At 59.6% G+C, this 26,669-nt stretch carries 25 protein-coding genes; 5 read left to right on the forward strand and 20 right to left on the reverse strand.

All coding sequences use genetic code 11. The features are described 5' to 3' along the window. Positions 1 to 17: 17 nt before the first annotated feature. Positions 18 to 1,664 (forward strand): electron transfer flavoprotein-ubiquinone oxidoreductase, encoded by a 1,647-nt coding sequence (locus tag KI611_RS11000; protein WP_226414259.1) that lies wholly within the window; start codon positions 18 to 20, stop codon positions 1,662 to 1,664. 43 nt (positions 1,665 to 1,707) lie between these two features. Beyond that, positions 1,708 to 2,505, forward strand: a complete 798-nt coding sequence (fabI, locus tag KI611_RS11005) for an enoyl-ACP reductase FabI (protein ID WP_226414263.1) — start codon at positions 1,708 to 1,710, stop codon at positions 2,503 to 2,505. Between the two features lie 135 nt (positions 2,506 to 2,640). Here the strand turns inward: fabI and KI611_RS11010 are convergent, their stop codons facing one another. From KI611_RS11010 to KI611_RS11050, 9 genes are all read right to left on the reverse strand, one after another. After that, positions 2,641 to 4,527 (reverse strand): SurA N-terminal domain-containing protein, encoded by a 1,887-nt coding sequence (locus KI611_RS11010; protein ID WP_226414267.1) that lies wholly within the window; start codon positions 4,525 to 4,527, stop codon positions 2,641 to 2,643. A 196-nt stretch (positions 4,528 to 4,723) separates the two neighbouring features. Continuing rightward, complete coding sequence (locus tag KI611_RS11015; RefSeq protein WP_226414272.1) at positions 4,724 to 5,116, reverse strand: c-type cytochrome; 393 nt, start codon at positions 5,114 to 5,116, stop codon at positions 4,724 to 4,726. A 106-nt stretch (positions 5,117 to 5,222) separates the two neighbouring features. Beyond that, on the reverse strand, positions 5,223 to 6,170 hold the full coding sequence (locus KI611_RS11020; RefSeq protein ID WP_226414275.1) for a hypothetical protein: 948 nt from the start codon (positions 6,168 to 6,170) through the stop codon (positions 5,223 to 5,225). A 32-nt stretch (positions 6,171 to 6,202) separates the two neighbouring features. Further along, on the reverse strand, positions 6,203 to 6,979 hold the full coding sequence (locus KI611_RS11025; RefSeq protein ID WP_226414278.1) for a hypothetical protein: 777 nt from the start codon (positions 6,977 to 6,979) through the stop codon (positions 6,203 to 6,205). A 126-nt stretch (positions 6,980 to 7,105) separates the two neighbouring features. Next, entirely contained in the window at positions 7,106 to 7,519 is a 414-nt protein-coding gene (locus KI611_RS11030) for a DUF6152 family protein (RefSeq protein WP_226414282.1), read from the reverse strand. Between the two features lie 412 nt (positions 7,520 to 7,931). Further along, entirely contained in the window at positions 7,932 to 8,402 is a 471-nt protein-coding gene (locus KI611_RS11035) for a c-type cytochrome (protein ID WP_226414286.1), read from the reverse strand. Positions 8,403 to 8,493: 91 nt separating this feature from the next. Continuing rightward, complete coding sequence (locus KI611_RS11040; RefSeq protein ID WP_226414289.1) at positions 8,494 to 9,384, reverse strand: dienelactone hydrolase family protein; 891 nt, start codon at positions 9,382 to 9,384, stop codon at positions 8,494 to 8,496. A gap of 41 nt (positions 9,385 to 9,425) precedes the next feature. Then, the gene (locus KI611_RS11045) at positions 9,426 to 10,418 is read right to left on the reverse strand and encodes an SMP-30/gluconolactonase/LRE family protein (RefSeq protein ID WP_226414292.1); all 993 of its coding nucleotides are present in this window, start codon (positions 10,416 to 10,418) and stop codon (positions 9,426 to 9,428) included. Between the two features lie 137 nt (positions 10,419 to 10,555). Beyond that, entirely contained in the window at positions 10,556 to 13,189 is a 2,634-nt protein-coding gene (locus KI611_RS11050) for a TonB-dependent receptor (protein ID WP_226414295.1), read from the reverse strand. 101 nt (positions 13,190 to 13,290) lie between these two features. On the opposite strand from KI611_RS11050, the gene KI611_RS11055 reads away from it, so the two are divergent. Beyond that, entirely contained in the window at positions 13,291 to 13,689 is a 399-nt protein-coding gene (locus KI611_RS11055) for a hypothetical protein (protein ID WP_226414299.1), read from the forward strand. Here the strand turns inward: KI611_RS11055 and cysW are convergent. The 11 genes from cysW to KI611_RS11110 form a co-directional block, all read right to left on the reverse strand. Continuing rightward, the gene (gene cysW / locus KI611_RS11060; RefSeq protein WP_226414302.1) at positions 13,653 to 14,552 is read right to left on the reverse strand and encodes a sulfate ABC transporter permease subunit CysW; all 900 of its coding nucleotides are present in this window, start codon (positions 14,550 to 14,552) and stop codon (positions 13,653 to 13,655) included. The genes KI611_RS11055 and cysW overlap by 37 nt on opposite strands. Then, entirely contained in the window at positions 14,552 to 15,379 is an 828-nt protein-coding gene (gene cysT / locus KI611_RS11065; protein ID WP_226414305.1) for a sulfate ABC transporter permease subunit CysT, read from the reverse strand. Before cysT ends, cysW begins: the two co-directional genes overlap by 1 nt. A gap of 177 nt (positions 15,380 to 15,556) precedes the next feature. Beyond that, positions 15,557 to 17,641, reverse strand: coding sequence for a TonB-dependent receptor (locus KI611_RS11070; protein WP_226414309.1), 2,085 nt, complete (start codon positions 17,639 to 17,641; stop codon positions 15,557 to 15,559). Between the two features lie 109 nt (positions 17,642 to 17,750). Beyond that, entirely contained in the window at positions 17,751 to 18,755 is a 1,005-nt protein-coding gene (locus KI611_RS11075; RefSeq protein WP_226414313.1) for a sulfate ABC transporter substrate-binding protein, read from the reverse strand. A gap of 183 nt (positions 18,756 to 18,938) precedes the next feature. Continuing rightward, complete coding sequence (locus tag KI611_RS11080; protein WP_226414316.1) at positions 18,939 to 19,589, reverse strand: redoxin domain-containing protein; 651 nt, start codon at positions 19,587 to 19,589, stop codon at positions 18,939 to 18,941. Further along, a complete protein-coding gene (locus tag KI611_RS11085) occupies positions 19,586 to 21,739 on the reverse strand; it encodes a protein-disulfide reductase DsbD family protein (RefSeq protein WP_226414319.1) in 2,154 nt (717 codons plus the stop codon). The genes KI611_RS11080 and KI611_RS11085 overlap by 4 nt, the downstream gene beginning before the upstream one ends. Positions 21,740 to 21,783: 44 nt before the next feature. Then, entirely contained in the window at positions 21,784 to 22,293 is a 510-nt protein-coding gene (locus KI611_RS11090) for a GlcG/HbpS family heme-binding protein (protein ID WP_226414322.1), read from the reverse strand. Positions 22,294 to 22,344: 51 nt separating this feature from the next. Beyond that, positions 22,345 to 22,917, reverse strand: coding sequence for a hypothetical protein (locus KI611_RS11095; RefSeq protein ID WP_226414325.1), 573 nt, complete (start codon positions 22,915 to 22,917; stop codon positions 22,345 to 22,347). 10 nt (positions 22,918 to 22,927) lie between these two features. Next, entirely contained in the window at positions 22,928 to 23,401 is a 474-nt protein-coding gene (locus KI611_RS11100; protein WP_226414329.1) for a DUF6644 family protein, read from the reverse strand. 39 nt (positions 23,402 to 23,440) lie between these two features. Beyond that, positions 23,441 to 23,935, reverse strand: coding sequence for a DUF6644 family protein (locus tag KI611_RS11105; protein WP_226414332.1), 495 nt, complete (start codon positions 23,933 to 23,935; stop codon positions 23,441 to 23,443). 64 nt (positions 23,936 to 23,999) lie between these two features. After that, on the reverse strand, positions 24,000 to 24,758 hold the full coding sequence (locus KI611_RS11110) for a rhodanese-like domain-containing protein (protein ID WP_226414336.1): 759 nt from the start codon (positions 24,756 to 24,758) through the stop codon (positions 24,000 to 24,002). Positions 24,759 to 24,871: 113 nt separating this feature from the next. On the opposite strand from KI611_RS11110, the gene KI611_RS11115 reads away from it, so the two are divergent. Next, on the forward strand, positions 24,872 to 25,342 hold the full coding sequence (locus KI611_RS11115; RefSeq protein ID WP_226414339.1) for a CoA-binding protein: 471 nt from the start codon (positions 24,872 to 24,874) through the stop codon (positions 25,340 to 25,342). 9 nt (positions 25,343 to 25,351) lie between these two features. Further along, positions 25,352 to 26,632, forward strand: coding sequence for an O-acetylhomoserine aminocarboxypropyltransferase/cysteine synthase family protein (locus KI611_RS11120; RefSeq protein WP_226414342.1), 1,281 nt, complete (start codon positions 25,352 to 25,354; stop codon positions 26,630 to 26,632). Positions 26,633 to 26,669 lie beyond the last annotated feature (37 nt).

The following is a 26,669-nucleotide window of genomic DNA, read 5'->3' on the forward strand; positions in this document are numbered from 1 at the left end:
CAAATCGAGGAGACATCATGGAACGCGAAGCCATGGAATTCGACGTCGTCATCGTCGGCGGCGGCCCGGCCGGCCTGGCCTCGGCCATTCGGCTGAAACAACTGGCGGCGGAAAAAGGCACGGAGATTGCCGTTTGCCTGATCGAGAAAGGCGCCGAAATCGGCGCCCATATTCTTTCCGGCGCCGTCATGGACCCGCGCGCCCTGACCGAATTGCTGCCCAACTGGCAGGCCGATGGCGCCCCGCTCAATGCGCCGGTCTCCGAGGACCGCTTCTTCATCCTCTCCGAAGATGGCGCCACCAGAATACCGAATAGCCTGCTCCCCAAGTGTTTCCATAACGAAGGCAATTACGTCATCTCGCTGGGCAATCTCTGTCGCTGGCTCGGCGAACAGGCCGAAGCGCTCGGCGTCGAGATTTACCCGGGCTTTGCCGGCTCGGAAGTGCTGTTCGATGAAAACGGCGCGGTCAAGGGCGTCGCGACTGGTGACATGGGCCGCCTGCGCGACGGTTCCGAAGGTCCGAACTTCCAGTCCGGCATGGAACTGCACGCCAAATACACTTTCTTCGCCGAAGGCTGTCGCGGCCATCTCGGCAAGCAGCTCGAAGCGCAATTCAATCTGCGCGACGGCGCCGATCCGCAGACTTACGGCATCGGTCTCAAGGAACTCTGGGAAATCAAGCCGGAAAAACACCAACTGGGTCTGGTCGTCCATAGCGGTGGCTGGCCGATGGCGCCGGACACTTATGGCGGCGGTTTTCTTTACCACCTGGAAAACAACCAGGTGGCCGTCGGCTTCGTCGTCGGGCTCGGCTACAGCAACCCTCACCTGTCGCCGTTCGAGGAGTTCCAGCGTTTTAAGACGCACGCCAATATCCGCAGCTTCCTCGAAGGCGGCAAGCGCATCGCCTATGGCGCCCGGGCACTGAGCGCCGGCGGCCTGCAGGCACTGCCCAAGCTGATTTTCCCGGGCGGCGTGCTGGTCGGCGACGATGCGGGCTTCTTGAATGCGGCGCGTATCAAGGGTTCGCACTGCGCCATCAAGTCCGGCATGCTGGCCGCCGAATCATGCTTTGCCGCGTTGGCCGACGAACGCCAGCGCGACGAGCTGAGCGCCTATCCGGAAGCGTTCAAGAACAGCTGGCTGCACGAAGAATTACATCAGGCGCGCAACTTCAAGCCCTGGATGAACAAGGGTCTGAAACTCGGCTCGCTGATGTTCGGTATCGACCAGCTGGTTTTCGGTGGCAAGGCGCCGTGGACCCTGCACAACACGGTCCCCGACCATGCCAAGCTGAAGCCGGCCGCCGAATGCACCCCGATCGCCTACCCGAAACCGGACGGCGTGCTCAGTTTCGACCGCTTGTCGTCAGTCTTCCTGTCGAGCACCAATCACGAGGAAGATCAGCCCTGCCACCTGCAACTGAAGGACGCCGCGATTCCGATCAGCGTCAATCTGGCGCAGTACGATGCGCCCGAACAGCGCTTCTGCCCGGCCGGCGTTTACGAAATTCTGCGCGACGAGCAAGGCAACAATCCGCGTCTGCAAATTAACGCCCAGAACTGCGTACATTGCAAAACCTGCGACATCAAGGATCCGACGCAAAATATCAACTGGGTAGTCCCGCAAGGCGGCGAAGGACCAACCTATCCGAACATGTGATGCTTTATAATTCGGCGGCTAAACCCCTAAGGGAGAACAACACATGGGCTTTCTCGCCAACAAGAAGATTCTGATCACCGGTCTGCTGTCCAAGCATTCCATTGCCTATGGCATTGCCAAGGCCTGCCATCGCGAAGGGGCCGAACTGGCTTTTTCGTACCAGAACGAGCGCTTTCTCGATCGCATCACCAAATTCGCCGCCGAATTCGACAGCACGCTGGTTTTCCCGTTGGATGTCGCTAGCGACGAACAAATCACCAGCCTGTTCGCGGAACTCGGCAAGCACTGGGATGGCCTGGACGGCCTGGTGCACGCCATCGCCTACGCCCCGACCGAAGCCATCGAAGGCGATTTCCTGAATGGCATCTCGCGCGAAGCCTTCCGCATCGCCCACGACATTTCCGCCTACAGCTACCCGGCGCTGGTCAAGGCCGCCCGTCCGATGATGCAGGGTCGCAAGAGCGCCGCTCTCGCCCTCTCCTACCTCGGCGCCGAGCGCACCATGCCGAACTACAACACCATGGGCCTGGCCAAAGCCAGCCTGGAAGCGGCTACCCGCTACCTGGCCTTCTGCCTCGGCCCCGAAGGCATCCGTGCCAACGCCATTTCGGCCGGCCCGATCAAGACGCTCGCTGCCTCCGGTATCGGCAACTTCGGCAAGCTACTTTCCTACAATTCGCACAATGCTCCGCTGCGTCGCAACGTGAGCATCGATGAAGTCGGCAACGCCGCTGCCTTCATGCTCTCCGACCTGGCCAGCGGCATCACCGGCGAAATCCTCTACGTCGATGGTGGCATGAATACCACGGCGCTCGGTAACGCTGACCCGCTACCCGCCTGATTTTCCAGTCCCCGGAGCATTCCTTCGGGACGCCTCAAGCGGCAAACAAAACGCCGACCTGGTTTGCACCGGTCGGCGTTTTTCATTGCCGGAAATCTTCCGAAAAAACGGGCCGTTGCCGGCCCGTTTCATTGCTTACTTTTCCTTGGTTTCCAGTGCGGCCTTGTTGATTTCGACCTTGTAGCGGCCACGCAGCGCGGCCAGATAAAGCCGGACATCTTCCTGGGCGCCCATCTTGCCGAGTTGATCGAGCATGGCCCGCTGCTTGGCATCGTCAATCTTCTCGCCGGCATTGACCTTGCTCAGCTTGAACAGGGCATAGCCGGAACCGGGCAATTCGACGCCGGCATAGGCTGGCAGCTTGGCGGCATCCATCCGGAAAACGGCCGGCACGGCAGCTGGCGGAATCAGGCGTGAATCGATCCGGGAAACGCTTTTGGCAGCGCTCCAGGACAGTTTGTCTTCACCCTTCTTCAAGGCTTCGAGGCGGGCCTCGCCATCCTTTTTGGCCAGCGCCTGGGCTTCCTGGCGCTTGAGCATGGTCTCGATGGTGCTCTTGACCCCGTCGAAGGGCTGCAGCGCGGCCGGCTTGTAGTCGATCAGGCGACCTGCAACCAGCGTATTCGCCGCGATCTCGACGGCCTCGGTATTGCGCTTGTTCTTGATCGAATCATCCGAGAACAAGGCCGCCAGCAGCTTGGCGTTACCGAGCGGACCATTGGCCGGATTGGCCTGACGAGCCAGCCAGTCGGACTGCTTGACGCTCAGATTGAACTTCTCGGCCACCGGTTTCAGGCTGTCGGGTTGTTCATATACGGTATTGCTGAATGCTTCGGCTGCTTCGGCGAACTTGCGCGAAGCGGCGGCCTTTTTCAGCTCTTCCTCGATCTGGCCGCGGACTTCGGACAGCGGCTTTTCCTTGGCGGCATGAATGCCGGTCAGCTTGATGATGTGGAAGCCGAAATCGGATTCGACGACGCCGGAAATCTCGCCTTCCTTGAGCGCCAGGGTGGCATCTTCAAACGGCTTGACCATCATGCCGTGACCGAAGAAACCAAGATCGCCGCCCTTCGAGGCGGAACCCGGGTCATCCGAATTCTTTTTGGCCAGATCGGCGAAATCTGCCGGGTTCTTCCGGACTTCCTTGAGCACTTCCTCGGCCCGGACTTTTGCCTTGTCCTTGCCGAGCTTTTCCGAGGCAATCAGGATATGGCTGGCGCGCCGCTCTTCGGCCTGCTGGAACTGCGCCTTGTGGCCGTCATACCAGCTCTTGATTTCGGCTTCGGTAACCGCCAGCTGAGCGCCGATGGTTTCCATCGACAGCACCACATATTCGGCCCTGGCCTGCTCGGGCAGTTCGAACTGCTTGCTGTTCTCGTCGTAGAACTTGCGGGCCGCACCATCGGCCAGCTTGACCTTGTCGAGATAGCTGTCAAGGCCGAGGCGAAGCTCCATCACTTCGCGCTTTTCCGTCTGCAGCGCCAGCATGCGGTCGCTGACCGTATGGGCCAGCACGCCGGACTGGCCAATGGCACCGGCCAGTTGCTGCAACGTCAGGTCCTGCCGCAACTGGGCTTCGAAACTGGCCGGGGTCATGCCCTGGGCGCGCAGGGCCGCCTCGTAACGTTCGCTGGAGAACTTGCCGTCGATCTTGAATGCGTCGATTGAACCGATCGTCTGGCGAATGGCATCGTTACCGACGAACAGGCCCTTCTTGTTGGCCTCGATCATCAACAGGCGCTGGTTGACCAGGTCATCGATGATAGCCGTGCGCGCTTCCGGCGCATCGAGCAATTTTGCATCGAATTGCTCGCCAAGCTGGGTGCGCAGGCGTTCGCTCTGATCGCGCAGTGCCTGCTGGAACTGTTGCTGGGTGATCTTGACGTCACCGATTTTGGCCACGTCGTCGCCGGAATTCACACCGCCCAGATAGGAATCAACGCCGAAAAATGCAAAGGGCAGGATGATCAGCGCGAGGAATACCTGGACGATTCTTTTACTGTTGCGGACTGCATCGAACATAAGGAGAAAAATCCTTCAGAGTCGTTCAAAAAGGCAAGGCACTGCCTGCCCAAAAAGGGTGAATGATACCGTAGTTTGGCCTACCCTCATTTGCCGCCGTCAAGCGACCAGCCGTAAAGTCCGATGACGAGACAGCCTGCAAACCTAACTCACACCAACTTGCAGCTGCATCGTTCCGCATACTCCGACGAGAGGATCAGCGTCGTTTTCGCCGATCATCGGCAATTCCCCGCCACACCTTCAGTTCAGCCGAAGTCGGCTCGCCAAATTGGCTGCCGACCGCATTCAGCATGTAGATCACCGCGCGGGCCAGCTCGATGTCGCTCAATGCGGGGTTGGCGCCCATCGGCGGCATTTTGCGCAGGCCGGCCATGGCTGATGGAACGAGCGTGTCCAGCCCCTGCTCCGCCCGATGCTGCCAAGCCTCATGCTCACCAAAACGGGGTGCATCATGTTTGCCAGCGCTATGGCAGATGATACAGCTGCCTTGATAAATCTCGGCCCCCGGCCTGTTCTCCTCCGCGGCAGATGCAGACAGGAGGCCTGATAACAGAGCGGCGATCAATAAGCCCGGTGGTGGCGAAGCCATCTTTTACTCGATTCACCAAACAACAAAAGGCCCGCTGTACCAGCAGATGAATGCCAGCACAGCAGGCCGAGCCTCTTCCCGTTCCGGAGGTCAGCGCAGGTTCAGATCAACGGACGCCGCCATTGCCGTGGCCGCCGTTGTTCTCGGTACATATCTGCTCGTAGCGTTCCAGAATCTTCTCCTTGCCGGCATGCTTGGCCGGGAAGAGGATGTTGTTCCAGTTGTCGTGAGCGAAGTTCTCGACCCGGCGGATGGGAATGGTGATGGTGAACGGACGGGTGAATACCGTCGGATCATCGTAGGTCGCGTGGTAGAGGAATTTCTGCCGATCGCTGTCGAAGACGTAGCGCTCGGTGATCTTGGCGTTTTCGCTGAAGAATTCGCCGGACCGCCCGAAACGTCCTTTGCCGTTGTTGTTGGCGACATCGACGACCAGCGTGTTGCCTTCCCAGTGACCGCGTGAGTCGCCATTCCACAGCTTGACCTTCTGATGCAGATGCGGCTTGTTGTCGAGATGGATCACCCGTGTCCCGGAGTCGAACAGGAAAACAACGTAATCCTTGTACTGGCGGATATCGAAGCCATGCCACATGAAGGACTTGGACGGACCGGCCGGGGCGCAACGGGCCAGCGGCTCGATATATTCCGGCTTGGTCGGATCGAGCAGATGCTTGGCGAACTCATCGGCCTTTTCCCTTGCCCAGGGCTGGAATGGCACCTTGCCGTCGGCCGGATCGCTGATCCGGCTCGGCGCTCTGACCACCTGCCTGGCAGGGGCTTCCCCTTCGCGGCGATTTCGCTCGGTGTAGGAACCAGACTGGGTCAGATCGGAGTGGTTGCCGATGGTATTCGACCAGGCACCCTGCACATCGGGCTGTCCGTCAGGCAGGTGCGGGCCTTTCCACTTGCCCTCGTCGACCTTGAAAACGGTTTTTTCACGCTGGAACTTGGGCAACGGCTCCTCGGCAGCGCTGGCCACAACTGGCGCGGCGATGAAGAGTGCGGCGACCAGCGCAGGAATCCGCAAACTCCGGAAATTAACGATAGTGTTCATAAGTTTCTCACCTGTTCGATAGTTCGCAGCCGTCATTGCTCGACAGGCACCGGATAGTATTTGTCGTAATCGAGCGTGAAGCAGTAGTTCTCGACCAGTTGGAAGTTCTTCTCGCGATGGCGATGCAGGATCACGGAGATATCCCAGGGACGACTGAATACGTTCTTGTCTTCGATGGTGGCCTTGTACTCGACAGTATTGGGATCGAGGTACTTCCAGCGTTCGACCACATGCAGCGCATCGCTGTGGTAGTTGCCGGCGCGGTCGAGCCAGGTTTGGTCATTGAAATGCTTGACGTCCACAACCAGCGTATCGCCTTCCCACTTGCCGCGTGAGTCGCCCAGCCACCAGTCGTTCGGGTCAGCCGGATGCTCGGTGTTGTTGGTATGCACGGTGCGCACCGAATGGCCGAACTGATGATGGATGGTCAGATCGCGGGCCCGCTGGAAGATCTGGAATGGCTCCGGGTAATAGACGCTGCGCGGCACGCTGAGCGTGTAGCACTTGTTGCGTGGATCGGCGCGTTCCCGCTCGGCGAAGTTTTTTTTCTTCTGCTCAAGTGCGTTCGGCAGATAGGGAATCTCGCCGCCCTCAACGACGCCCGGTCCGGACGGCACGGGTTGCGTTCCATCACGGCGTGCCGAATGGGGTTCGAGGTCGTAGTCGGCGGCACTGGTCGTCTGCCAGATGCCGGAAAAGTCCGGCTTGCCATTGGCGAGACGTGGGATCTTGCCCGATGGCGCAGCAAATGCCTCACCACCGCTGACCACGGACAGGGCGGAAAGACTCGCCACCAAGGCCACGGCCAAGAAGTATTTCGACCATCCGGTACGGCATTTCCGGTCGCAATTAGTTAAAAGGCCGCTGGCGGCCTGGTGCTTTGTATTCAAGGGATTGTTCTCCACGGGATCCTGTGATCAACGGTCAAATGCGTATCAGGTGCCCGCCGGGGCCGGCGCATCCTGAGCGCCACCGGTCTTGAACACCTTGCCGTCAGCCGTCTTGATCGTCACCGCGTAGGCATACGGTTTGCCACTCTTCGAACGGAAGCCGTTGACCGTCACTTCGACGCCCGGCTGCAGGACGCTCTTATCCAGACCGCGTTGCTGCAGGGCATACGGCGAACCGAATTCAAAGCCCCAATTGGTTACCGTTCCATCGGCATTTTTGACGTCGACATACAGCCAGCTGTGCGGATTAACCCACTGCCCCTTGGTAACGTTACCCTTGATTTCAACCGGCGCCTCGCCGTCGAATTCGGCGGCAAAGGCATGATGGGCATAAACCGCCGAACTACCGGCAAACAGGCCCGCGCCAATCATTGCGAGAATGCCAAGTTGTTTTTTCATGATGTTTCTCCAAGTCAAAAAATGATCGATGTACATTGCTGCGATTCCAGTACCGGTTGTTGACGGATCAATCAGGCCCGTCGCTCGTTGCCGCAGCAAGCTGCCACCTTCATCGCAAGGCGTGTGCCACGCTGAAGCGCCGTCCGCTCCTCGTCGAAAAAAACATTTAACAATATGAATTTATTGATGTTTTTTAGAAATTCTCCACAACGGAAGCTGCCCGGGCCAATTCTTCAAAGAAATTCCAAAGCAATAACTGATGCGGACGCAGCAGCCCGGCGAGCCGGGTGCTTCTCCCGAAACACCGGCAATTCCGGGAACCAGCAGAAAATTGCCGGCACCAGGCCAAAAAAAGCCCCGCACACCGGTGAAGGTGACGGGGCTTTCGAGGAAAAAAATTTGCAGTGCCGAATCAGTCCTTGACCTTGAAATCGTCGTGACAGGCCTTGCAGGTCTGGCTCAATTTGCCGAACTGGGCCTTGATAGCCGCACTGTCGCCACTGGCTGCAACTTTGGCCAGTTCGTTGGCTTCGCGATTGAAGTTGCCGGCCAGTTCGCCAACCTTTTGCTGATTCTTGAAAAACTCGGGCTTGGTGGCGGTTTCCTTCCACCCCTTGCCGGTTTCCGTACCCGGCGCAAAGAGTGCGCCGATACCGCTGTTGGCCAACGCAGCAATGGTATTGGCCGAGCGAACGACCTCTTCCTTGTTGAATTGCCCGTCGACATTTGCCTTGATCCGGCCACTGTTCCAGCCCAGGACCTGATAGACCGACTGGCGCCACTTGATCAACTGCTCGGGCTTGGCACCGGCCTGCTGGGCAAATGCCCCGGCCGAACAGGACAACAACAGCGCAGCAAGCAGCGAACTGATAACGTACTTCATTGATACTCCTTGAATTGAATGAAAAGCAGGTCAGGCAAGGCCTGAAAACGTGAGGCCCGCCAGGGCGGGAATGAAAGCCCCGCTTTATTCCCTAACTACCCAGATGCGTATTGAAAAAGCCAACCGTTCGCTGCCAGGCCAGCTTGGCAGCCGCTTCGTCGAAACGCGGCGTTGTATCGTTGTTGAAGCCATGCTGAACGCCCGGGTAAATGTGGGCCGTGTACTTGACGCCGGCCGCCTTCAGCGCCTCTTCGTATTTAGGCCAACCAGCGTTGATCCGGGTGTCCTCACCGGCATAGTGGATGAGCAGCGGCGCCTTGATTCTTGCCGCATCTTCAGCCGCCGGCTGTGCGCCATAGAACGGTACGGCGGCGGCCAGGTCAGGAATCCTGGTCGCCAGCACGTTGGCAATGCTGCCGCCGTAGCAGAAGCCGACGACACCGACCTTGCCATTGCCTTCGAGCAATTGCTTCAGGTGACCGAATGCCGCGATGACGTCTTCCCGCGCCTTGCCCTGGTCGAGCTTCGGAAAGAGCTCGCGCGCCTTGTCCTCGTCGCCAGGGTAACCACCCAGGGGAAACAGACCATCCGGCGCAAAGGCAATGAAGTTGTCGAGCGCCAGGCGACGGGCGATGTCCTCGATATGCGGATTCAGGCCGCGGTTTTCATGGACGACCAGCACGACCGGCAACTTCCCCTTGGCCTGCGCCGGCTGGACAAGATAGCCGCGGATCGTCCCATTGCCCTGGGGCGACGGATACTCGACGTAAGCGCCCTTGATCCTGGCATCCGTCGGCTTGACCTGCTGCGCCTCGGCAAAGCGCGGATTCAGGGCATTGAGCAGGCCTTCGGCGGTCAGGCCGGCGACCGCATATTTACCGGCTGATTTAAGGAATTCACGACGAGGAATGAGGCCGTGCACAAATTTATCGAAAAGCTGAAGGACTTCGGGATGGAAGTCCTTGGCTGTCTGACGGGGCATGGATGAATCTCCTGCGATGGGTAATGGTGACTGGATCTGGATTACTTGGCCCGGCCGGCAAAACCCGGCGTCAGGAGCGCAATCCTGTAGGCCGAGCCGCGGCCGACGACATACAGCGTCTTCTTGTCCTTGCCGGCAAAGGCGATGTTCTGCGGTTTCTTCGGCGTCGGGATGATGCCCAGTGCGTCGCCCTTCGCTGAAAACACCTCGATGCCGGCGTTCGAGGTGGCGTACAGTCGCCCCTTCTCGTCGACAGCGAGGCCATCGGCACCGCTGGAATAGCCGTTATCGGTCTTCGTGTAGCCGGCCAGTTTGGCGAAGTTACGCCGCTGGCCGATGCTGCCATCGTTGCCGAGGTCGTAGGCAATGATGTATTCGCCGGGTGTATTGGCGACGTAGAGCACCTTTTCATCCGGGCTCAACTGGACACCGTTGGGCCGTTCGATATCGTTGGCAATGCGTTTCAGCGCTCCTCCCGGCGTAATCTGATAGACCGCCGGCTTGCCGACGGGCGGCTGATCGGGCTTCTGGGCCGCCCCGGAATCGGTAAAGAAGATACCGGCCCGCCGGCCAACGACGATATCGTTCGGCCGGCCGAAGGAAACGCCCTCGTAGCTGTCGGCCAGTGTCCGTACCTTGTCGGCCGGAGCGATGACGCCGACCCGCGGTTCGCGATTCTGGACGGAAACCAACTCGCCATAGGCACTGAAGCCCAGGCCGTTTGAGCCGTTACTGTTTTCGAGATAGGTCGAAACGCTGCCATCGGCAGCGATACGGGTAATCCGGCTATCCTGGGTTTCGGTAAAGATGACGCTACCATCCGGCAGCCTTACCGGCCCTTCGGTGCCCTTGAATCCATCCCTGATGAATTCAATCCTGGTTCCTGCCTCGACAACACCGGGGATGGCTGTCGGAACGGCCTCTTGGGCCTGGATGGCGCCGGCACAAAGCAACAGGGCGGCAAACAACGGCCGGCTATGTTTCGGTCGAATACCGCAGTCGCCATCGGCTTTTTGCTGATTTTCAATATTCATGAACTATGGGTCCCAATGCAGCTGCTATCAAATGGCAGCAAATGACATGTCAGGCGAGCAGTCTCGGCATGGCAATTACCGGACGCGTCACCCGTTTGCCCCCCGACGCGGAATCGGGGGGCAACAAATGCGGCCGATCAAATTTTCGATTTGAAGACCAGCATCCAGGTCCGCGGAGATCCCCAGGTAACCGTCTGGGCTGCCGTACTCGACCAGGTGCTGGCACTGGTGTAGTACTCCTTGTCGAGCACGTTGCGGCCAAGCACCGAGACTTCCCAGCTTCGATCAAGCGCGCCCAGACCAATGCCGAGGTTGGTCACGGTATAGGCCTCCTGATAGGAGAAGGAAGCGTGGTTGTCGTTGAGGTAAGCACCCGAGCGATAGCTGTTGCTCAAGCTGAACCGCCCGAGATAACCGGCAACCGGCGCCTGGTAGTTGAAACCGTAGCTCAGGGACAGCTTCGGCACATTGGTCACCTGCTCGCCCTTCAGGTCGAAATACTTGGTCGCCGAGATTTCCGGAACCTGCGCCAACCACTCGGTTTCATACTTCGCAATGTTGTACGCGGCATTGAAATCAAGCGACAGACGGCTGTTGTACTGATAGGCCGTTTGCAGTTCCAACCCCTTGGCTCCGATCTTCTCGACGTTGCCCCAACCGCTGACAAAGGAACCCGGTGAGGCCGGATTCTCGCGGCGCCAGGAAGCCTGGTAGTTCTTGATGGTGGTGTAATAGGCATTGGCATTCAACATCAGCTTGCGATTCAGCAACAAGCTCTTGAAACCCAATTCCAGGTCATAGGTCTCCTCTGGCTTGATCTGGGTTTCATCTGCCGCGCCATCGGTGCCGAAGAAGATGAAGCCGGACTTGACGCCCTTGCCGTATGACGAATAGAGCAGCACATCGTCGTTAACTTTGTAGCTTGGCCCAACATTCCATGCCGTCAAAGACGCCTTGATCGGGTTACCGTTGCGCCAGTCGAACGCGGAATACACTTGGCCATCGCGAATTGCCTGGGCTGTTGTAATGAGCGGGCTGTTGGCAGCAAGGCCGAGTGAGGTACCAAGCGCCGCCAGGTTTTCGCCGGGCCGATCGATCTGGTGGGAAACCCGGTTTTCCTTGGTTTCCTCGGTTTGGCGGACACCGAAGGTCAGCGTTGCCTTCTCGGTCAGGTGCCAGTCGGCCTGACCGTAAGCGGCGAGACTTTCGACCCGGGCATCCGTCACGCGGGATTGATAGACACCGTTCAGCGATGCCTGGAGCAAGGCGCGGCCGGCGGCGCTTCCCATCAGGCTGGTGAACTGATTGTCCTTGGCATACCAAGCCCCGGCATCCTGCCCGTAGTAACTTGGGTCATCGCTATAGACACGGGCTTTCAGGTAATACAGGCCGGCCTGATAGTCGAGCTTCTTCGCCGGGCTGGGCGTCGAAGAGAAACGCAACTCCTGTGAAAACTGCTCGTTCCAAAGTTGCTGACCACTGTTGCTGACGTAGAACTGACCATACTGGCCGCCATTCTTGATATCGAAATCCTGATAGCGGTAAGCGGTGATTGAGGTCAGCGTATGGTCGGCGACACGCCAGTCAAACGTACCGGCGAGCCCCCACTGATTGGTAATCTGTGGGCGTGCTTCGGAATTCTGGATATCCGTCGTATTCAGCGGCGGCTGATAGACGCTGCCGTTGGCATTGTGGAACCAGGCCGCCTTGCGGGCAAACTGGCCGAGATAGCCATAGTTCGCATAGCTGCCGGTCGGTGCATAACTGAATGGCGTCACCGTCGGCCGGGCCGAACCGTCGGCGTAAGTCGTCGGACCGTTCGAGACCAGCGTATTGCCGGTATTCACCCGCTCATCGGAACGAAGTTTGTCGAAGATGAAGCGCCCCGTCAGATCCTCGCTCGGCGTCCACAACACCTGGAAACGACCTGCCAGCTTGTTGCTTTCACGCCAGGTTTCCTTTGAGTGGCCCATCGATTGATAGGTATTGGTATAAATCCCATCGCTGCGGTCGGCCACGAAGTTGGCCCGATAAGCCAGCAAGCCGTCGACCAGCGCGCCGGTCGACGAAAATTTCCCGCTCAGGGTGTTCTGATCGCCGGTAAACAGTTCAAACGTCGATGCTTTCCTGAAGCTCGGCGCCTTGGTCAGGATATTGATCGCGCCGAGCGAGGTATTCTTTCCCATCAGCGTGCCCTGCGGTCCGTTCAGGACTTCGATGCGATCGAGGTCGACGTAATCAGCCCAGGCCTGACCCGAGTAGTACAGCGTGACGCCGTCGACAATGACGCCGACGCTTTGCTCCATCGAATCATTCGCCCCGCCCCGGCCCAAACCGCGAATCGATGGGCTGACCTTGCGGGCATTTTCACCCGGATTGTTGAGCTGCAGATTCGGCACTTTGGACGGCAAGTCATAGATCGACTTGATGTCTTCGCGGTCGAGCCGATCCCCGCCCAAAACCGTCACCGGCAAAGGCACGTCCTGAGCAATTTCCTCGCGGTTGCGTGAGGTGACGATGACCTTGTCGAATGCGACTACGCCGTCATCGCCGGCCTGTACCGGTACATTCGGCTTGGTAACAGCGGAGGTGGCGTCCCCACCGGAAACGACCGTTGCCGGCACGCCAACCGCCGCGGCACCATTGGCGCGTTGTTTCAGGGCCTCGATTTCTTTCTTCAGGCGGAGGTTTTCGGCCTGCAGCTCCGTCAGTGCCTTGCCATCGTCGGCCGCATAAGCCTGCCCCGACCCGAGAAATGCGAGTCCCGCCATCACGGCAAGCGTGCTCGCGCGCACTTTGAAGCTTGGCCAAAGCTCGCTCCCGGCCCCCCCTGAATACCCCACCCGCTTTCTCGAAGACAGCGAGATGGACGATGTTGTTACTGACATTACCGATCCTCTCTGAAGGTCACAAAACGTTACGTAACAACCCCTTTCGCAACGACTGTGCCTGCTTCAGGAGGCGCCATTACGGCTGCCCGGAAAAATCAAAAAACCAATCCAATCATTTGATTTATAGAATATTTCATAAAACAACAAAGTCGCTTGGCAAGGCCCTGCATCGACCAGCATCAGCCCTGTTCCAGCCGGTGCTGCTGCTCCGGCCACAGCGATACGATCAACATGCTGCGCTGGCAGCAGCCGCCAACGGGATCGCCGGCGAAAAAAAGCCGCCCTTCGAAAACGTATCGAAGAGCGGCTTTTTTGAACTCCGCGCCAAACCACGGCGACGCCATCAAGTCTCGGCCGGCACGTCCTCCTTACTTCCCTGAGCGGCCCGCCACTCGATGAAACTCTTGATCACCAGCGTCAGCAAGGCAAGGATCGCCAGCAGCGAGGCCACGGCGAAAGCGGCAGCGAATTTGTACTCGCTGTAGATGATCTCGATATGCAGCGGCATGGTGTTGGTCTCCCCACGGATATGCCCGGAGACCACCGATACCGCGCCAAATTCGCCCATGGCCCGGGCATTGCAGAGAATCACGCCATAGAGCAGGCCCCACTTCACGTTGGGAATGGTGACATGCCAGAAGGTCTGCCAACCGGAGGCGCCGAGTACCGTCGAAGCCTCTTCCTCATCCTTGCCTTGCGCCTCCATCAGCGGAATCAATTCCCGCGCGACAAATGGAAAAGTCACGAAGATGGTGGCCAGTACGATCCCGGGAACGGCGAAAACGACCTTCATGTCGTTGTCGATAAACCACGACCCCAGCCAGCCGGTCCGCCCGAAGACGAGGACGAAGATCAGACCAGCAACGACCGGCGAGACAGAGAACGGCAGGTCGATCAGGGTAATCAGGAAGGATTTCCCGGGGAAATCGAACTTGGCGATCAACCAGGCTGCCGCGACACCGAAAACCAGATTGAGCGGTACCGAGATAAGGGCGGCGATCAGGGTCAGCCTGATCGCGCTCAGCGCATCCGGTTCGATCAACGCGGCCAGATAGGCATCCCAGCCCTTGCGCAGTGCCTCGTAGAAGACAACGATCAAGGGCAGCAGCAGGAAGAGGACGAAGAAGGTCAGCGAAATGCCGATGATGGTCCATTTGACCCAGTTGCTTTCCCGCGTCGCCGGATTGCTCTCGTACCGTTCGGCGTGGGCCTGACTGAGATGGAGGGAAATTGCGCCAGCCATTATTTGGACTTTCCGGTACGTTTCGCCGTCCATGTCTGGAGGCTGTTGATGGTAATGAGCAGGATGAAGGAAACGACCAGCATGACGGCGGCAATGGCCGTCGCGCCACGATAGTCATACTGTTCCAGCTTGGTGATGATCATCAGCGGCGTGATTTCGGAAACCAGCGGAATATTGCCGGCGATGAAAATGACCGAGCCATACTCGCCGACCGCCCGCGCGAAGGCCAGTGCGAAGCCGGTAAGCAGCGCGGGAAACAGTGTCGGGAAGATCACCTTGCTGATGGTCTGCCAGCGATTGGCCCCGAGGCTGGTTGCCGCCTCCTCGATTTCGACTTCGAGATCTTCCAGCACCGGCTGAACCGTTCGCACGACGAAAGGCAAACCGATGAAAACCAGAGCCAGCAAGACACCGAGCGGCGTGAACGCGACCTTGATGCCGAGCGGTTCGATGAGGCGGCCGATCCAGCCGTTGCCAGCCCACAGCGCGGTCAACGCAATGCCGGCCACGGCCGTCGGCAGCGCAAATGGCAGATCGACCAGCGAATCGACAATTTTCTTGCCGGGAAAGGTGTAGCGCACCAGACTCCACGCCAGCAGCATGCCAAACACGGCATTGATTGCCGCGGCGGCCAGCGAGGCGCCGAAAGTCAATTTGTACGAGGCCATGACGCGTGGCGTCGTGACCACGAACCAGAACTGCTCCAGTGTCAGCTCGGCCGTCTTGATGAACACCGCAGCCAGCGGGATCAGGACAATCAGCGACAGCCAGGTCAGCGTGTAGCCCAGGGATAGATTGAACCCGGGCAAGGCATTGCGATTGCTCATCGCGCCACCTCGCTGCTAGCGCCCGTGATATTTCGTCGAAACCTTGCAATCATGAGAACTCCGAAACTCTGTTGATAGGCCGAAAGCTTAGAGAGCGCTGACAAGATCGATAACCAATTTATTCGTCTTTGCTTATTCCGATTGCTGCAATACTCACCAGAACCGGCCGTTCCAGACTCAAAAACTGGCCCGCAGGCCGACCCGCAGGGTGCGCGGCTCCAACGGATGAACCAGCCGTCCATCGATACCGCCGCCGCAAGTACCGGCCAGCGTCTCGCTGCGCGTACAAGCGCCGCCCCAGTACTCGATGTCGTTGGCCTTCTTGTCGAACAGGTTGAGCACATCGAGGCTCACTTGCAGGTTCGGGCTGATGCGGTAGCCGGCCTTGAGGTTGGTCATCCAGAAGGCTGTCGATTTGTGGGTCGCCGATTCTTCCAAGGCGTAGGCGCCGAGATGGCGCAGGCGCACGCCGCCAAACCAGGCCCCGCCATTATCGGCGCTGATGCCAATCGATGCAGTCAGCGGAATGGCATTTGGCACATGGCGACCGCCGTTGTCCGGGTTGGGCTCCTTGAAGCGGGCCTGCGACCAGGCGAGATCTGCATCGACGATCCAGCCATCGGCTGGTGTGATGTAATTCGACCACTCGACGCCATGCCGGCGCGAGGCGCCCTTTGGCTCGGTCACGCCTTCGTCGCCGATGAAGACCAACTCCGAATCCAATTCCATCTGCCACAGTGCCAAGCTGCTATTCCAGCCAGGCAATGGCGCAGCGCGCAGGCCAATTTCGCTGCCTTTGGCCTTGACGATCAGCGGGACGGCCGTCACTGCGCTGCCATCCTGCGGATTGGTTCGCGCCGTCGCGCCACGCGCATCGTTGCTGTGAAAACCATGGCCCCAGTTGGCGTAGAACTCGGTCTTGCCGAGCAGGTCGAAGGGGCCCAGGGTGATGGCTAGCTTGGGGCTGGTCTGGCCGGCGCTGGCGTTGCCACCGTTGTCCATGTTGAACAGGCCGCCGAGCGCTGTCGCCTTGGCTGAAACCTGATCATGGCGCAGGCCGAGGCTGCTCCGCAGCCAGTCGGTCCATTGCGTCCGCGCCTCGAAAAGCGCGGCCACGGCAGTTTCCTCGATGCGTTCTTCACGGACCGTGCCGGTTCGCTGGCGGTTCTCCGTGGTGTACAACCCGACTTTGCCGATGCGGTCATGGCGTAGCTGAACGCCCGCCATCAGCTCCGTATCCCTCCAGTCAGCTCCGAGAAACCAGGTGTGGCTGCCCTGCCCGCCCCAGACCGTGCGCTCATCAGCCTGCTCGTGCTGGTCGCCCTGCTCGCCGTTGATGAAGCCGGAGGGGGCTGAATACAGGTTGAGAGCGTAGTCGATCACATACAGATTGGCCTTGCTGGCGCCCGACTCGGTGGTTTTTGCCAATTCACCGGACAGACTGTAACGATGCGTCTTGCCGCCATCAGTCGCAGAAAGGGCGCCGTAGCGGCTGATTTCGCCGCTGGCCATGGCCCGTTCCGGCACGTGTTCGGTTGCCGTCCAATCGGCCTGATAAGCCATGCCGGTGAGCGCAAAGCCGTTGCTGGTCGAACCCGAACTCAGGCGTAGTACGACATTGTTCTTGCCCAGCTTTTCCGGCTGATCCCACGGGCCATCGTTACCGGCCACCTCGACCGCCCCAAGCAGGCTGAGCTCACCAAGCTGGTGGCTGCCTGCTGCCACAAGGCGCCGGTAGTTGTGCTGCCCGAGGCCGATATCAACGAAGCTCTTGTCAAGTTTTCGCAAGTAATCGATGCTCCCGCTGCCGGTCACCGCCAGATCGCCTTCCTCGGCAGCATAGACACCCTTGCGGTATTTGATGCTACCGACCAGTTCAGGAATCAGGAAGTTGAGGTCCATGTAACCCTGGCCATGGGCGTGGCTGACCATGTTGACGGGCATGCCCATCAGATGTGTTGCGAAGTCGCTGCCATGATCGAGATTGAAGCCGCGCAGAAAATACTGATTGGCCTTGCCGTCCCCGGAGTGCTGCGTGACGATCATGCCGGGTACCGCTTCCATGACCTCGGCTGGGCGCAATAACGGACGATTGGCCAGTTGCCTGGCTGTGATCGTGCCTTCGCTGGCCGAATCTGCCACGCCGGCCAGACTCTGGCCCACGGTACTGACGCTGACTTCCTGTAGCGTTGGAATTCCCGCTGCGATGACCGGTGCGGCAATAGCCGACAGCATGGCGAGAAGGAAAGGTTTGCATCGCATAATTTTTACGTGATCAACTTGAAAAAACGAAGCCCCGGCTCGGCCATCGACTGGCCAATCGGGGCTTTCCGGACAGCACCCTCAAGTGCCGCCCATCCCGCAACAAAATTTACTTGATGTAGATCTGGTCGAAGACGCCACCATCGTCGAAGTGGTCCTTCTGCACCTTGGTCCAGCCGCCGAATTCCTTGTCGATGGTCACCAGCTTCAGCTTGGCGAACTGCTTGGCATACTTGGCAGCAACCTTGGCATCGGTCGGACGGTAGAAGTTCTTGCCGGCGATGTCCTGACCTTCTGCGGAATACAGGTAGTTCAGGTATTCGGTTGCGACCTTGCGGGTGCCCTTCTTGTCGACGATCTTGTCGACCACGGCGACCGGCGGCTCAGCCAGGATGGAGACAGACGGGGTGACGATCTCAAACTTGTCCGGACCGAGTTCCTTGACGGACAGGTAGGCTTCGTTCTCCCAGGCAATCAGCACGTCGCCGATGTTCCTTTCGACGAAGGTGGTCGTCGAGCCACGTGCGCCGGAGTCGAGCACCTTCACGTTGCCATAGAGCTTCTTGACGAATTCCTTGGCAGTGGCATCGCTGCCCCCCGGCAGTTGCTTGGCATAAGCCCAGGCAGCCAGATAATTCCAGCGGGCGCCGCCGGATGTCTTCGGATTAGGGGTAACAACCTCAATACCCGGTTTGACCAGATCGCCCCAGTCCTTGATGCCCTTCGGGTTGCCCTTGCGGACGAGGAGGACGATGGTCGAGGTATACGGCGAGGCGTTCAGCGGAAACTTCTTCTGCCAGTCCTTGGCCAGCAGATTGGCATTGGCCACTGCATCGATATCACCGCCCAAAGCCAGCGTGACAACATCGGCATCCAGACCGTCGATGACAGCGCGGGCCTGCTTGCCGGAACCACCATGGGCGGCCTTGATGGTCACCGTTTCGCCGGTCTTGGCTTTCCAGTGTTTGGCAAAGGCAGCGTTGTATTCCTGATAGAGTTCGCGCGTCGGATCGTAGGAGACGTTGAGCAGATTGACGTCAGCGAAGGCGTTGCCGCCGAAGGCAAGGCCAAGAGCCAGTGCAATCAGGCCGCGGCGGGTGTTGTTGAACTGCATTTGCGAATTCCCTGTCTAGTTATGGAACCTTCAATTTACGGAAGGCCATCCGACAGTAAAACGATGTTATTTTTATTTGTTTATACAAGGCAGCCGAATACGCTTCTTGATCGGCGGCGAAGACAAAAAACGGGCACTCTTAGGTGCCCGTTTTGTTCTCGAGTCGGGGCATGTCCCCAACCGTCAATTGGCGTATTTGACGGTGCACCCGTAAGGCTGGGTGCTGGCATGGGCAGGCTTCTTGCCGCCGGCCAGATCGTTCAGCGCCAGCTTGACATAATTGTCGGCCTTGGCGATATCGTCCTTCTTGATGGAAGCGACACTGTCGATACCGCCCTTGTAAACCAGCTTACCGTCCGGATTGACGATGAAGATATGCGGCGTCGTGACCGCTTCGTAGAGCCGACCGACCTTGCCGTCGGGATCGAGAACCGTGCCGGTCGGGGCCGCGCCGCGATCAACGTTGAGCTTGAGCGCGGTCGCGCCGTCGACATGTCCCTGCTTGCCCGGCGCCGAGGAAATCACCTGCAGCCAGACGATGCCCTTGCCGACGGCATCCTTCTGCAAGGATGGAATATTGCCGCTCTCGTAATGCTTCTTGACGAACGGACAATCATGGTTGGTCCATTCCAGCACCACGGTCTTGCCACGATACTGCTCAAGGCTGATCGTGCCGCCGCTGGCGGCCGGCGCACTGAAAGTCGGTGCCGGCTGGTCGAGATTGGCCACGGCACAGGCAGAACTCGTGACGAGCGCAAAGGAAAGGCCGGCGGCTATGGCCCAAACGGATTTTCTTTGGGGCGCGGTCGCCCCCAAAAAAGGGTTGAGTTTCATGAAGACTCCTTCTGGATAGTTGGGGATAAAACGGGAAGCAAGGTTTGACGGACCGTGTCGGGGGTCAGCAACTGTGGTAGCACGACCGGCTTGCTGTCGGCCCCCGGCGGGTAATAGACATAGAGCGGCACGCCGCTTCGCCCGAACTCACCGAGATAGGCCGTGATTTGCCGGTCCTGATTGGTCCAGTCGCCTTTCAGGTAGACGATGCCGCTGGCCTTGAAAGCCTCGATTACCGAGCTATCGCTCAGGGCTACCCGCTCGTTGACCAGACAGCTGATGCACCAGGCAGCGGTCATGTTCACGAATGCCGGCTTCCCTGCCTGACGCAATTCGCGTAACCGTTCTGCCGAATATGGCTGCCAGTGTTTTTCGCTGGCCTCGCTGGCGACAGGCGATCCAGAGAGTACAGCCACGGCATCGACACCGAAACCGCCACCGACCAGCGCGACGAAAACAGCCAGTGCCGCAAAGCCCGCGCCGCCGTGCCGGGTCCATGAACTTCCCCGACGTGTCACCGCATACAACCAGCCGGCCAACCCAATCAGCACCATGCCCCCAAGCGCGACCAGAACGGCATTCGGCCCGCCCTGCTGGGCCAGCACCCAGACCAGCCAGACCGCCGCACCGTACATCGGGAAAGCCAGCGCCTCCTTGACCCGCTCCATCCAGACACCGGGCCTTGGCAACAGACGCTGCAAACGTGGCCAGGTGGTCAACAACAAATACGGAAAAGCCAGTCCCAGCCCGAGACTGAGGAAAATCGCCAGCAGCCCCGGCGCCGACTGGCTCAGCGCGTAGCCGATGGCGGCGCCCATGAACGGCGCAGTACATGGCGTGGCGACGATGGTTGCCAGCCCGCCGGTGAAGAAACTGCCGCTGTAACCGCCGCGTGCGGCCAGCGAGGAGCCGACACCGACGGTCGAAGCGCCGATGGTGAACAAGCCGGACAGATTGAGGCCGACACCGAACATCAGATAAGCGACGATGAGGACGAAAATTGGCGACTGGTATTGAAAGCCCCAGCCAATTGCCAGGCCGCCAGCCTTGAGCAGGATCAGTACGCCGGCCAGCAAGGCGAAGCTGAACAACACCCCGGCCGTGTAGGCCAGGCCCTGCAAGCGTTTCTGCAGCGGCGAATATTCGGCGTGTTTCAGCAAGGACAGCGCCTTGATCGACAGCACCGGGAAGACGCAGGGCATCAGGTTGAGGACGATGCCGCCGAGAAAGGCGAACAGCATGGCCGCCGCGACACCAAGGTCCCCCTGGCCGGCGGCAGAAGCCTTCGGCGCGACCAGCTCGAAACCGATCAGGCGTTCGCCATCCGGCATCGCCTCGCCGATGACCAGCACACCGCGCAGCGTTTCGCCCAGCGCTGATGAATCGTTAGTGGCCGGCAAATTTAGCCTGAGCACCCGGCCGTCGACGGCAAAGTGCTGTCCTGCGCTGTGGTTGATCGTGCCCCACTGTTCGGGATAGAACCAGGCACTGCTAATTTTCGCCTGGGCGATGCGCTCGCTGTCCAACCGAAGTTGCAACGAGCCGTCCTCGGTCCGGACAAAACTGCTCTCGCCCGGCGCGGCCAGCGGCAAACGACCGACCGCCCGCGAGATAACCGGGCTGCCCGCCCCACTTTGGGGATTGCTGGCTACTACCGGCAGAGCGAGGCCGAGTTCGACCTCCTCGGGAATGCACTCTTCCTGACAAACCAGCCAGTTGACCGTGGCCCGCAGGACAAAATGCCCGCCGACAGGAATATCGGCAGGCACTTTGAGCCGGCTCAGCAGCGTTACTTCGCCCTCGTAGCCATAATTGGTCACCGGCCCCATGGCAATGCGTCCCGGTACCGGCCATTCGATTTCCCCGGCTTCAGCCCCCTTCGGTAACACCCAGTCGATGCGGGTGGGCACCCCGGAGTCGCCCGGATTGCGCCAGTAGGTATGCCAATGCGGAATGATCTGCTGCTGAACGCCGAGCAGGATTTCAGATCCCGGCTGCACCGCATCGAGCGATGCGACCAGCGTGGCCCGGACATGTGGCGTAGCCACCGAAACCGGCGGTGTACCGGCCGCTTCGGCACCGCTCATGGCCAGCCCGGCCAGCACCAGCCAGCCGGTGCGACGCCGCAGGAATCGTGAAACAAATTGCATCACCCTGACCATGATCACTTGCCGAGTTGAACCGAAAATACCGATCAGCGCAGGCGTCCTTGAATCTTCTGCACGCCGACCAGGCCACACTCTTCATCGACATTGCTGCCGCGAGCACCACCGACACCGACGGCACCAACGACTTCACCGCCCACCGACAACAGCACACCACCGGCACGGGCATTGAAGTTAGTGTTGGCAGCAATCTTGTCGGCGAGTTCCTTGTCGGTCTTGACCCGCTCAGCCAATTGGCTGGTCGGCGCTTTGAAAGTCAGCGCCGTCACCGCCTTGTTGGTACTGGAACTGACACCGCGTGGCGAGGCACCGTCGGTAGCCAGCAGCACCCGCAGGACACCGGCGGAATCGACAACACTGACCGCAGCCTTCTGGTCACGTGCCTTGCAGGAGTCGATAGCCGCTTGGGCGGCTTCAAGCGCCAGTTCAAATGATGGGCCGCGGGCTGGCGGCGCGGGAGTGGCCGGAGCGGTTTGGGCAAACACGCTCGACGCGGCGCACAGCAACGCGGCGCAGGCGAGCAGTTGGTTCTTTTTCATACTTCGATTTCTCCAGGTCAGATCGTTGAAATGCATTGCCACGGCCGCCGATCAAGCCGGTGGCTTCTTGGCATTCGGGTACCAGAATTTCACGTGGCAGCTTTCGCAGGCTTGCTGAATCCGGCTGCCGGCCTCCAGCAGTCCGGCCACGCTCTTCGCATCAATCGCCTTCAAGGCAAGTTCGGCGACGTCGTGAAAACGATTCGCCTCCCCGGCAAAGCCGGCCTGATCCTTGCGGATTGCCTGTTGCGACTCTTCGGCCGAGAGGATGCCCGGCACATGGGCATCCTCCACCTTGCCTCCGGCAGCGACCACGGCACGCCCCGGAATCAACAGCAGGTTGGCCGACTCGAGGAGCGTAATGGCCTGTTTGCGAACTGCCAGCCATTCCTCATCGGTACGCGGTTGTTTCTCCACCAGGCCATCCTTGCTCAACTCCGTGCCCACCGCCTCCCACACCCCGTCGGCCGCTGGATCGACGATGGATACCATCAGATCCTGAACGGTAGCCGTCGTTTTGAATGCCGGGACAGCGATCTCAGGTGGCGATGCCGGCTTGTCGCAAGCAGCCAGCCCCCCAAGCAGAAAAGCCGACAGCAGCAGGCGCCGGGTCAAAGTACTCATCGCGATGTCCTTAAATGAAGCCAATAGCGCGACCGGTCACGCCGACACCGAACCAGAGAAGGATGGAGAGCACGACGCTCGCCTTGGCCAGCACCGGATTCGGGTTCTCGCGGGTAGTCACCCGGCGATACAGGGTGACCTGCAGGAGCACGGCAGCAGCCAGCAGCCAGATCTTCGCGACAAATGCCGGATTGGTGTAGTAAAGGAGCGGCGCCGAAAGGAACATCAGAATTCCGCTGATAACGGCAAAGGCGAGGCCTGCCCAGATCAGCCGCGTCGGTTCCTTGGCGACCTGCGGAATGGATAGCCCAGTCAGGGCAAAGCCGCTTAGACGCAGGTTGATGAGAATGACGGAAGCCAGCAGGAAGACGAACCCCAAGACATGAAAAACTTGGGCCGCAGCACCGACCAGATGGTCCGTCTTGCCGATCGCATAGCCCAGGGGGCTATTCTGCAATGCGGTAAGCACTTCTAAGGTTGACATGGAATTTCTCCGAAAATTGAATAACCCGACTCGCCAGGCTCAGGGAAGGTAGGGAATGAGGCGACCGGCAATAATCACAGCCCCCCACGAAAACAGCGAGGCCAGACCGGCATAGCGGATATTGGCCGGCAACACGGCATGGTTCTCGAGCACCGGGGGCTGCCGCGCCAGTCTCAACTCGAAATACAGTGCATTGACTCCGGCAATCGCGATGAACAGGAACTTCACGGGAAAAGCCGGACTGACTATGACGGTCGCCGCCTCGGACCAGAAAAGCAGGAAGCCGGAAATGAAGATCACCACAAAGCCGCCGATAACAAGGCCGCGTAGCTGATGCAGCAGATCGGGAATCGGAACGTTCTTCAGGATGACCCCGACCAGTCGGAGGTCAATCAGGAAGATAAGCCCGACCGACACGGACAAACCGATCAAATGAATGGCCTCGATCAGCGGAAAGGCATACGCCGATTCGGCAAGCGCCACACCCGGTGCCGACGACTGCAAGGCTTGGGCAAGCTCAAGAATGAGTGACATGATGAATTCTCCTATTGGCCAGCCGTGACCTCACCGCCCCGGCTGGCGCAGCTCATTTTCAGGATTAGTTCGCGGCCTGTTTCGGTTGGGGCGGGGCAATCTTGGTCAGCGTGCCGCCCTCGGCTTCGTAATCCTGCGCACCGACCGCGCCAGCAACCTTGAAGCCTTTTTCAGCCAGCAAATCAGCCGAGCGACCGGCACGGCCTGCATGATTGGAAACCGTCACCACGCTACGATCCTTCGGGATGAAGGCAAGACTCTTTTCCAGATCCTTGGCCTGAATGCTCAGATAGACAGGGAATCCACCGTTATTAATCAGCTCGTCAGGACGACGCACATCGATGACGACCAACTGATCGGGCTTGGCCAGCAAGGCGTCGAACTGCGCCCGATTGAGCTTGGGCGACTTGGCCTTGTACGTCGGAACCGCACCGCCACCCGCCTGCTGGGCGGAAACAAACGAACTGCTAGCTGCCAGCGCCGCCATGACCAGAAGATTAAGAAATTTTTTCATGATGTTCTCCACTGTTTCGGTTGAATCACTTGCACACCCGGCGCCAATCGTCGAATGAAGTGACTTGAGTTTCGTCTGGCCAATAATTGCCAGCCTGGCTGGGGTGAGTGCAGCTATCGTGCCACCCAGGAAAACAACCGGATCGGGCAAGGCAAGGAGGTTTAAAAAACCAAACAAGCAACTGATAACAATGTCTTTTATTTGACCGCGTACCTTGCCATTGGGGAAACATGATTCTGCCGGCAGGCCGCCAACCAACAATCGGTTGCTGAATTGGCAGCACCCAAAAACAGGCCGATGCTTCGCCAACAACACCCCCTGACGGAGAAGCCCCGGCCGGACCATCAACTAGAACAATTTCGACATATGCTTCGATTTTTTTCATCGTTTGCCGCATCGGCCCGGCTCGCTACCATGTGCCCATGAGCGATATCAACACCCTGCGCCGCGTGCTGCGCGAAAGCCGTACATTGGCCATCGTCGGACTCTCCGCCGACTGGTTCCGCCCGTCCAACTTCGCTGCCAAATACATGCAGGCGCACAGTTACCGGATCATTCCGGTGAACCCGAAATACGACGAGATTCTCGGCGAGAAGTGCTACCCCGAGCTGGCGGCCATTCCCGAGCCGGTCGATCTGGTCGACGTCTTCAGGAAGCCGGCCGACGCCCCGGCCATCGCCCGCCAAGCGGTGGCCATCGGCGCGAAGACCCTGTGGCTGCAGATCGGCGTGATCAACGACGAGGCCGTACAGATCGCCGAAGCAGCTGGTCTGACCGTGGTCATGGATCGTTGCGTCAAGATCGAATACGCCCGCCTGTTCGGCGGACTCAACTGGTTCGGGGTCAATACCCGGCTGATTTCCTCCCGCCGGCCGACCTGGCTGCCCCACTGAAAGTTACCGATGGCTGATCACAATTACGGATTCGACACCCTCTGCCTGCACGCCGGCCAGATTCCCGATGCCGCCACCGGCAGCCGCGCCGTGCCCATCTACCAGACCACCTCCTACGTCTTCGACAGCCCGGAACACGCGGCCAGCCTGTTCAATTTGCAGACCTTCGGCAACGTCTACTCCCGCCTCTCCAACCCGACTGTCGCCGTCCTCGAGGAACGCATCGCGGCACTCGAAGACGGCCGCGCCGCGGTCGCCGTCGGCAGCGGCATGGCGGCGCAGATGATCGCCCTGCTCAACATCTGCGAGGCCGGCGACGAGATCGTCGCGGCGCGCACGCTGTACGGCGGTACCCATACCCAGCTCGACGTCAATTTCCGCAAGCTCGGCATCAACACCATCTTCGTCGACTCGGACGCCCCGGAGAATTTCGCCCGCGCCATCACGCCGAAGACCAAGGTGCTGTATGCCGAAACGCTCGGCAACCCGTCGCTCAACGTGCTCGACATCGAAGCCGTCGCAAAAATCGCCAACCAGGCCGGCCTGCCGCTGTTCATCGACAACACCTTCGCCAGCCCCTACCTGTGCCAGCCGTTCAAGTGGGGCGCGGCAATCAGCGTCCATTCGGCCACCAAGTTCATCGGCGGCCACGGCACGACGATGGGCGGCGTCATCGTCGAATCCGGCAAGTTCCCGTGGGACAACGGCAAGTTCGCGACGATGACCGAGCCGTCGCCGGGCTACCACGGCGTGCGTTTCTTCGAGACTTTCGGCGATTTTGGCTTCACGATGAAATGCCGCATGGAAGGACTGCGCACCTTCGGCCCCGCCCTCTCCCCGTTCAACGCCTTTCTGCTGTTGCAAGGCGTCGAAACCTTGCCGCTGCGCATGGAACGCCACTGCTCGAACGCGCTGGCCGTCGCCCGTTTCCTGCAGGACCATCCGAAGGTGGCGTGGGTCAATTACCCGGGACTCAAAGACAACCGCTATTACGACCTCGGGCAAAAATACCTGCCCAAGGGAGCCGGAGCCGTACTGAGCTTTGGCATCCGGGGTGGCGCCGTCGCCGGGCAGAAGTTCATCGACAGCGTCGAGTTCCTGTCGCACCTGGCCAATATCGGCGACGCCAAGACCCTGGTCATCCACCCGGCGTCGACCACGCACCGTCAGTTGTCCGAAGCGCAACAGATCGCCGCCGGCGTGCCGCCTGACCTGATCCGCTTGTCGGTCGGCCTGGAAACGCTTGATGACATTCTCTGGGATATCGACCAGGCGCTGGCCAAATCCTGATTGGTCGAATTTGCTGATATGAATCCAAGGGCATCAC

Source organism: Dechloromonas denitrificans (assembly GCF_020510685.1).
Lineage (GTDB): Bacteria > Pseudomonadota > Gammaproteobacteria > Burkholderiales > Rhodocyclaceae > Azonexus > Azonexus denitrificans_A.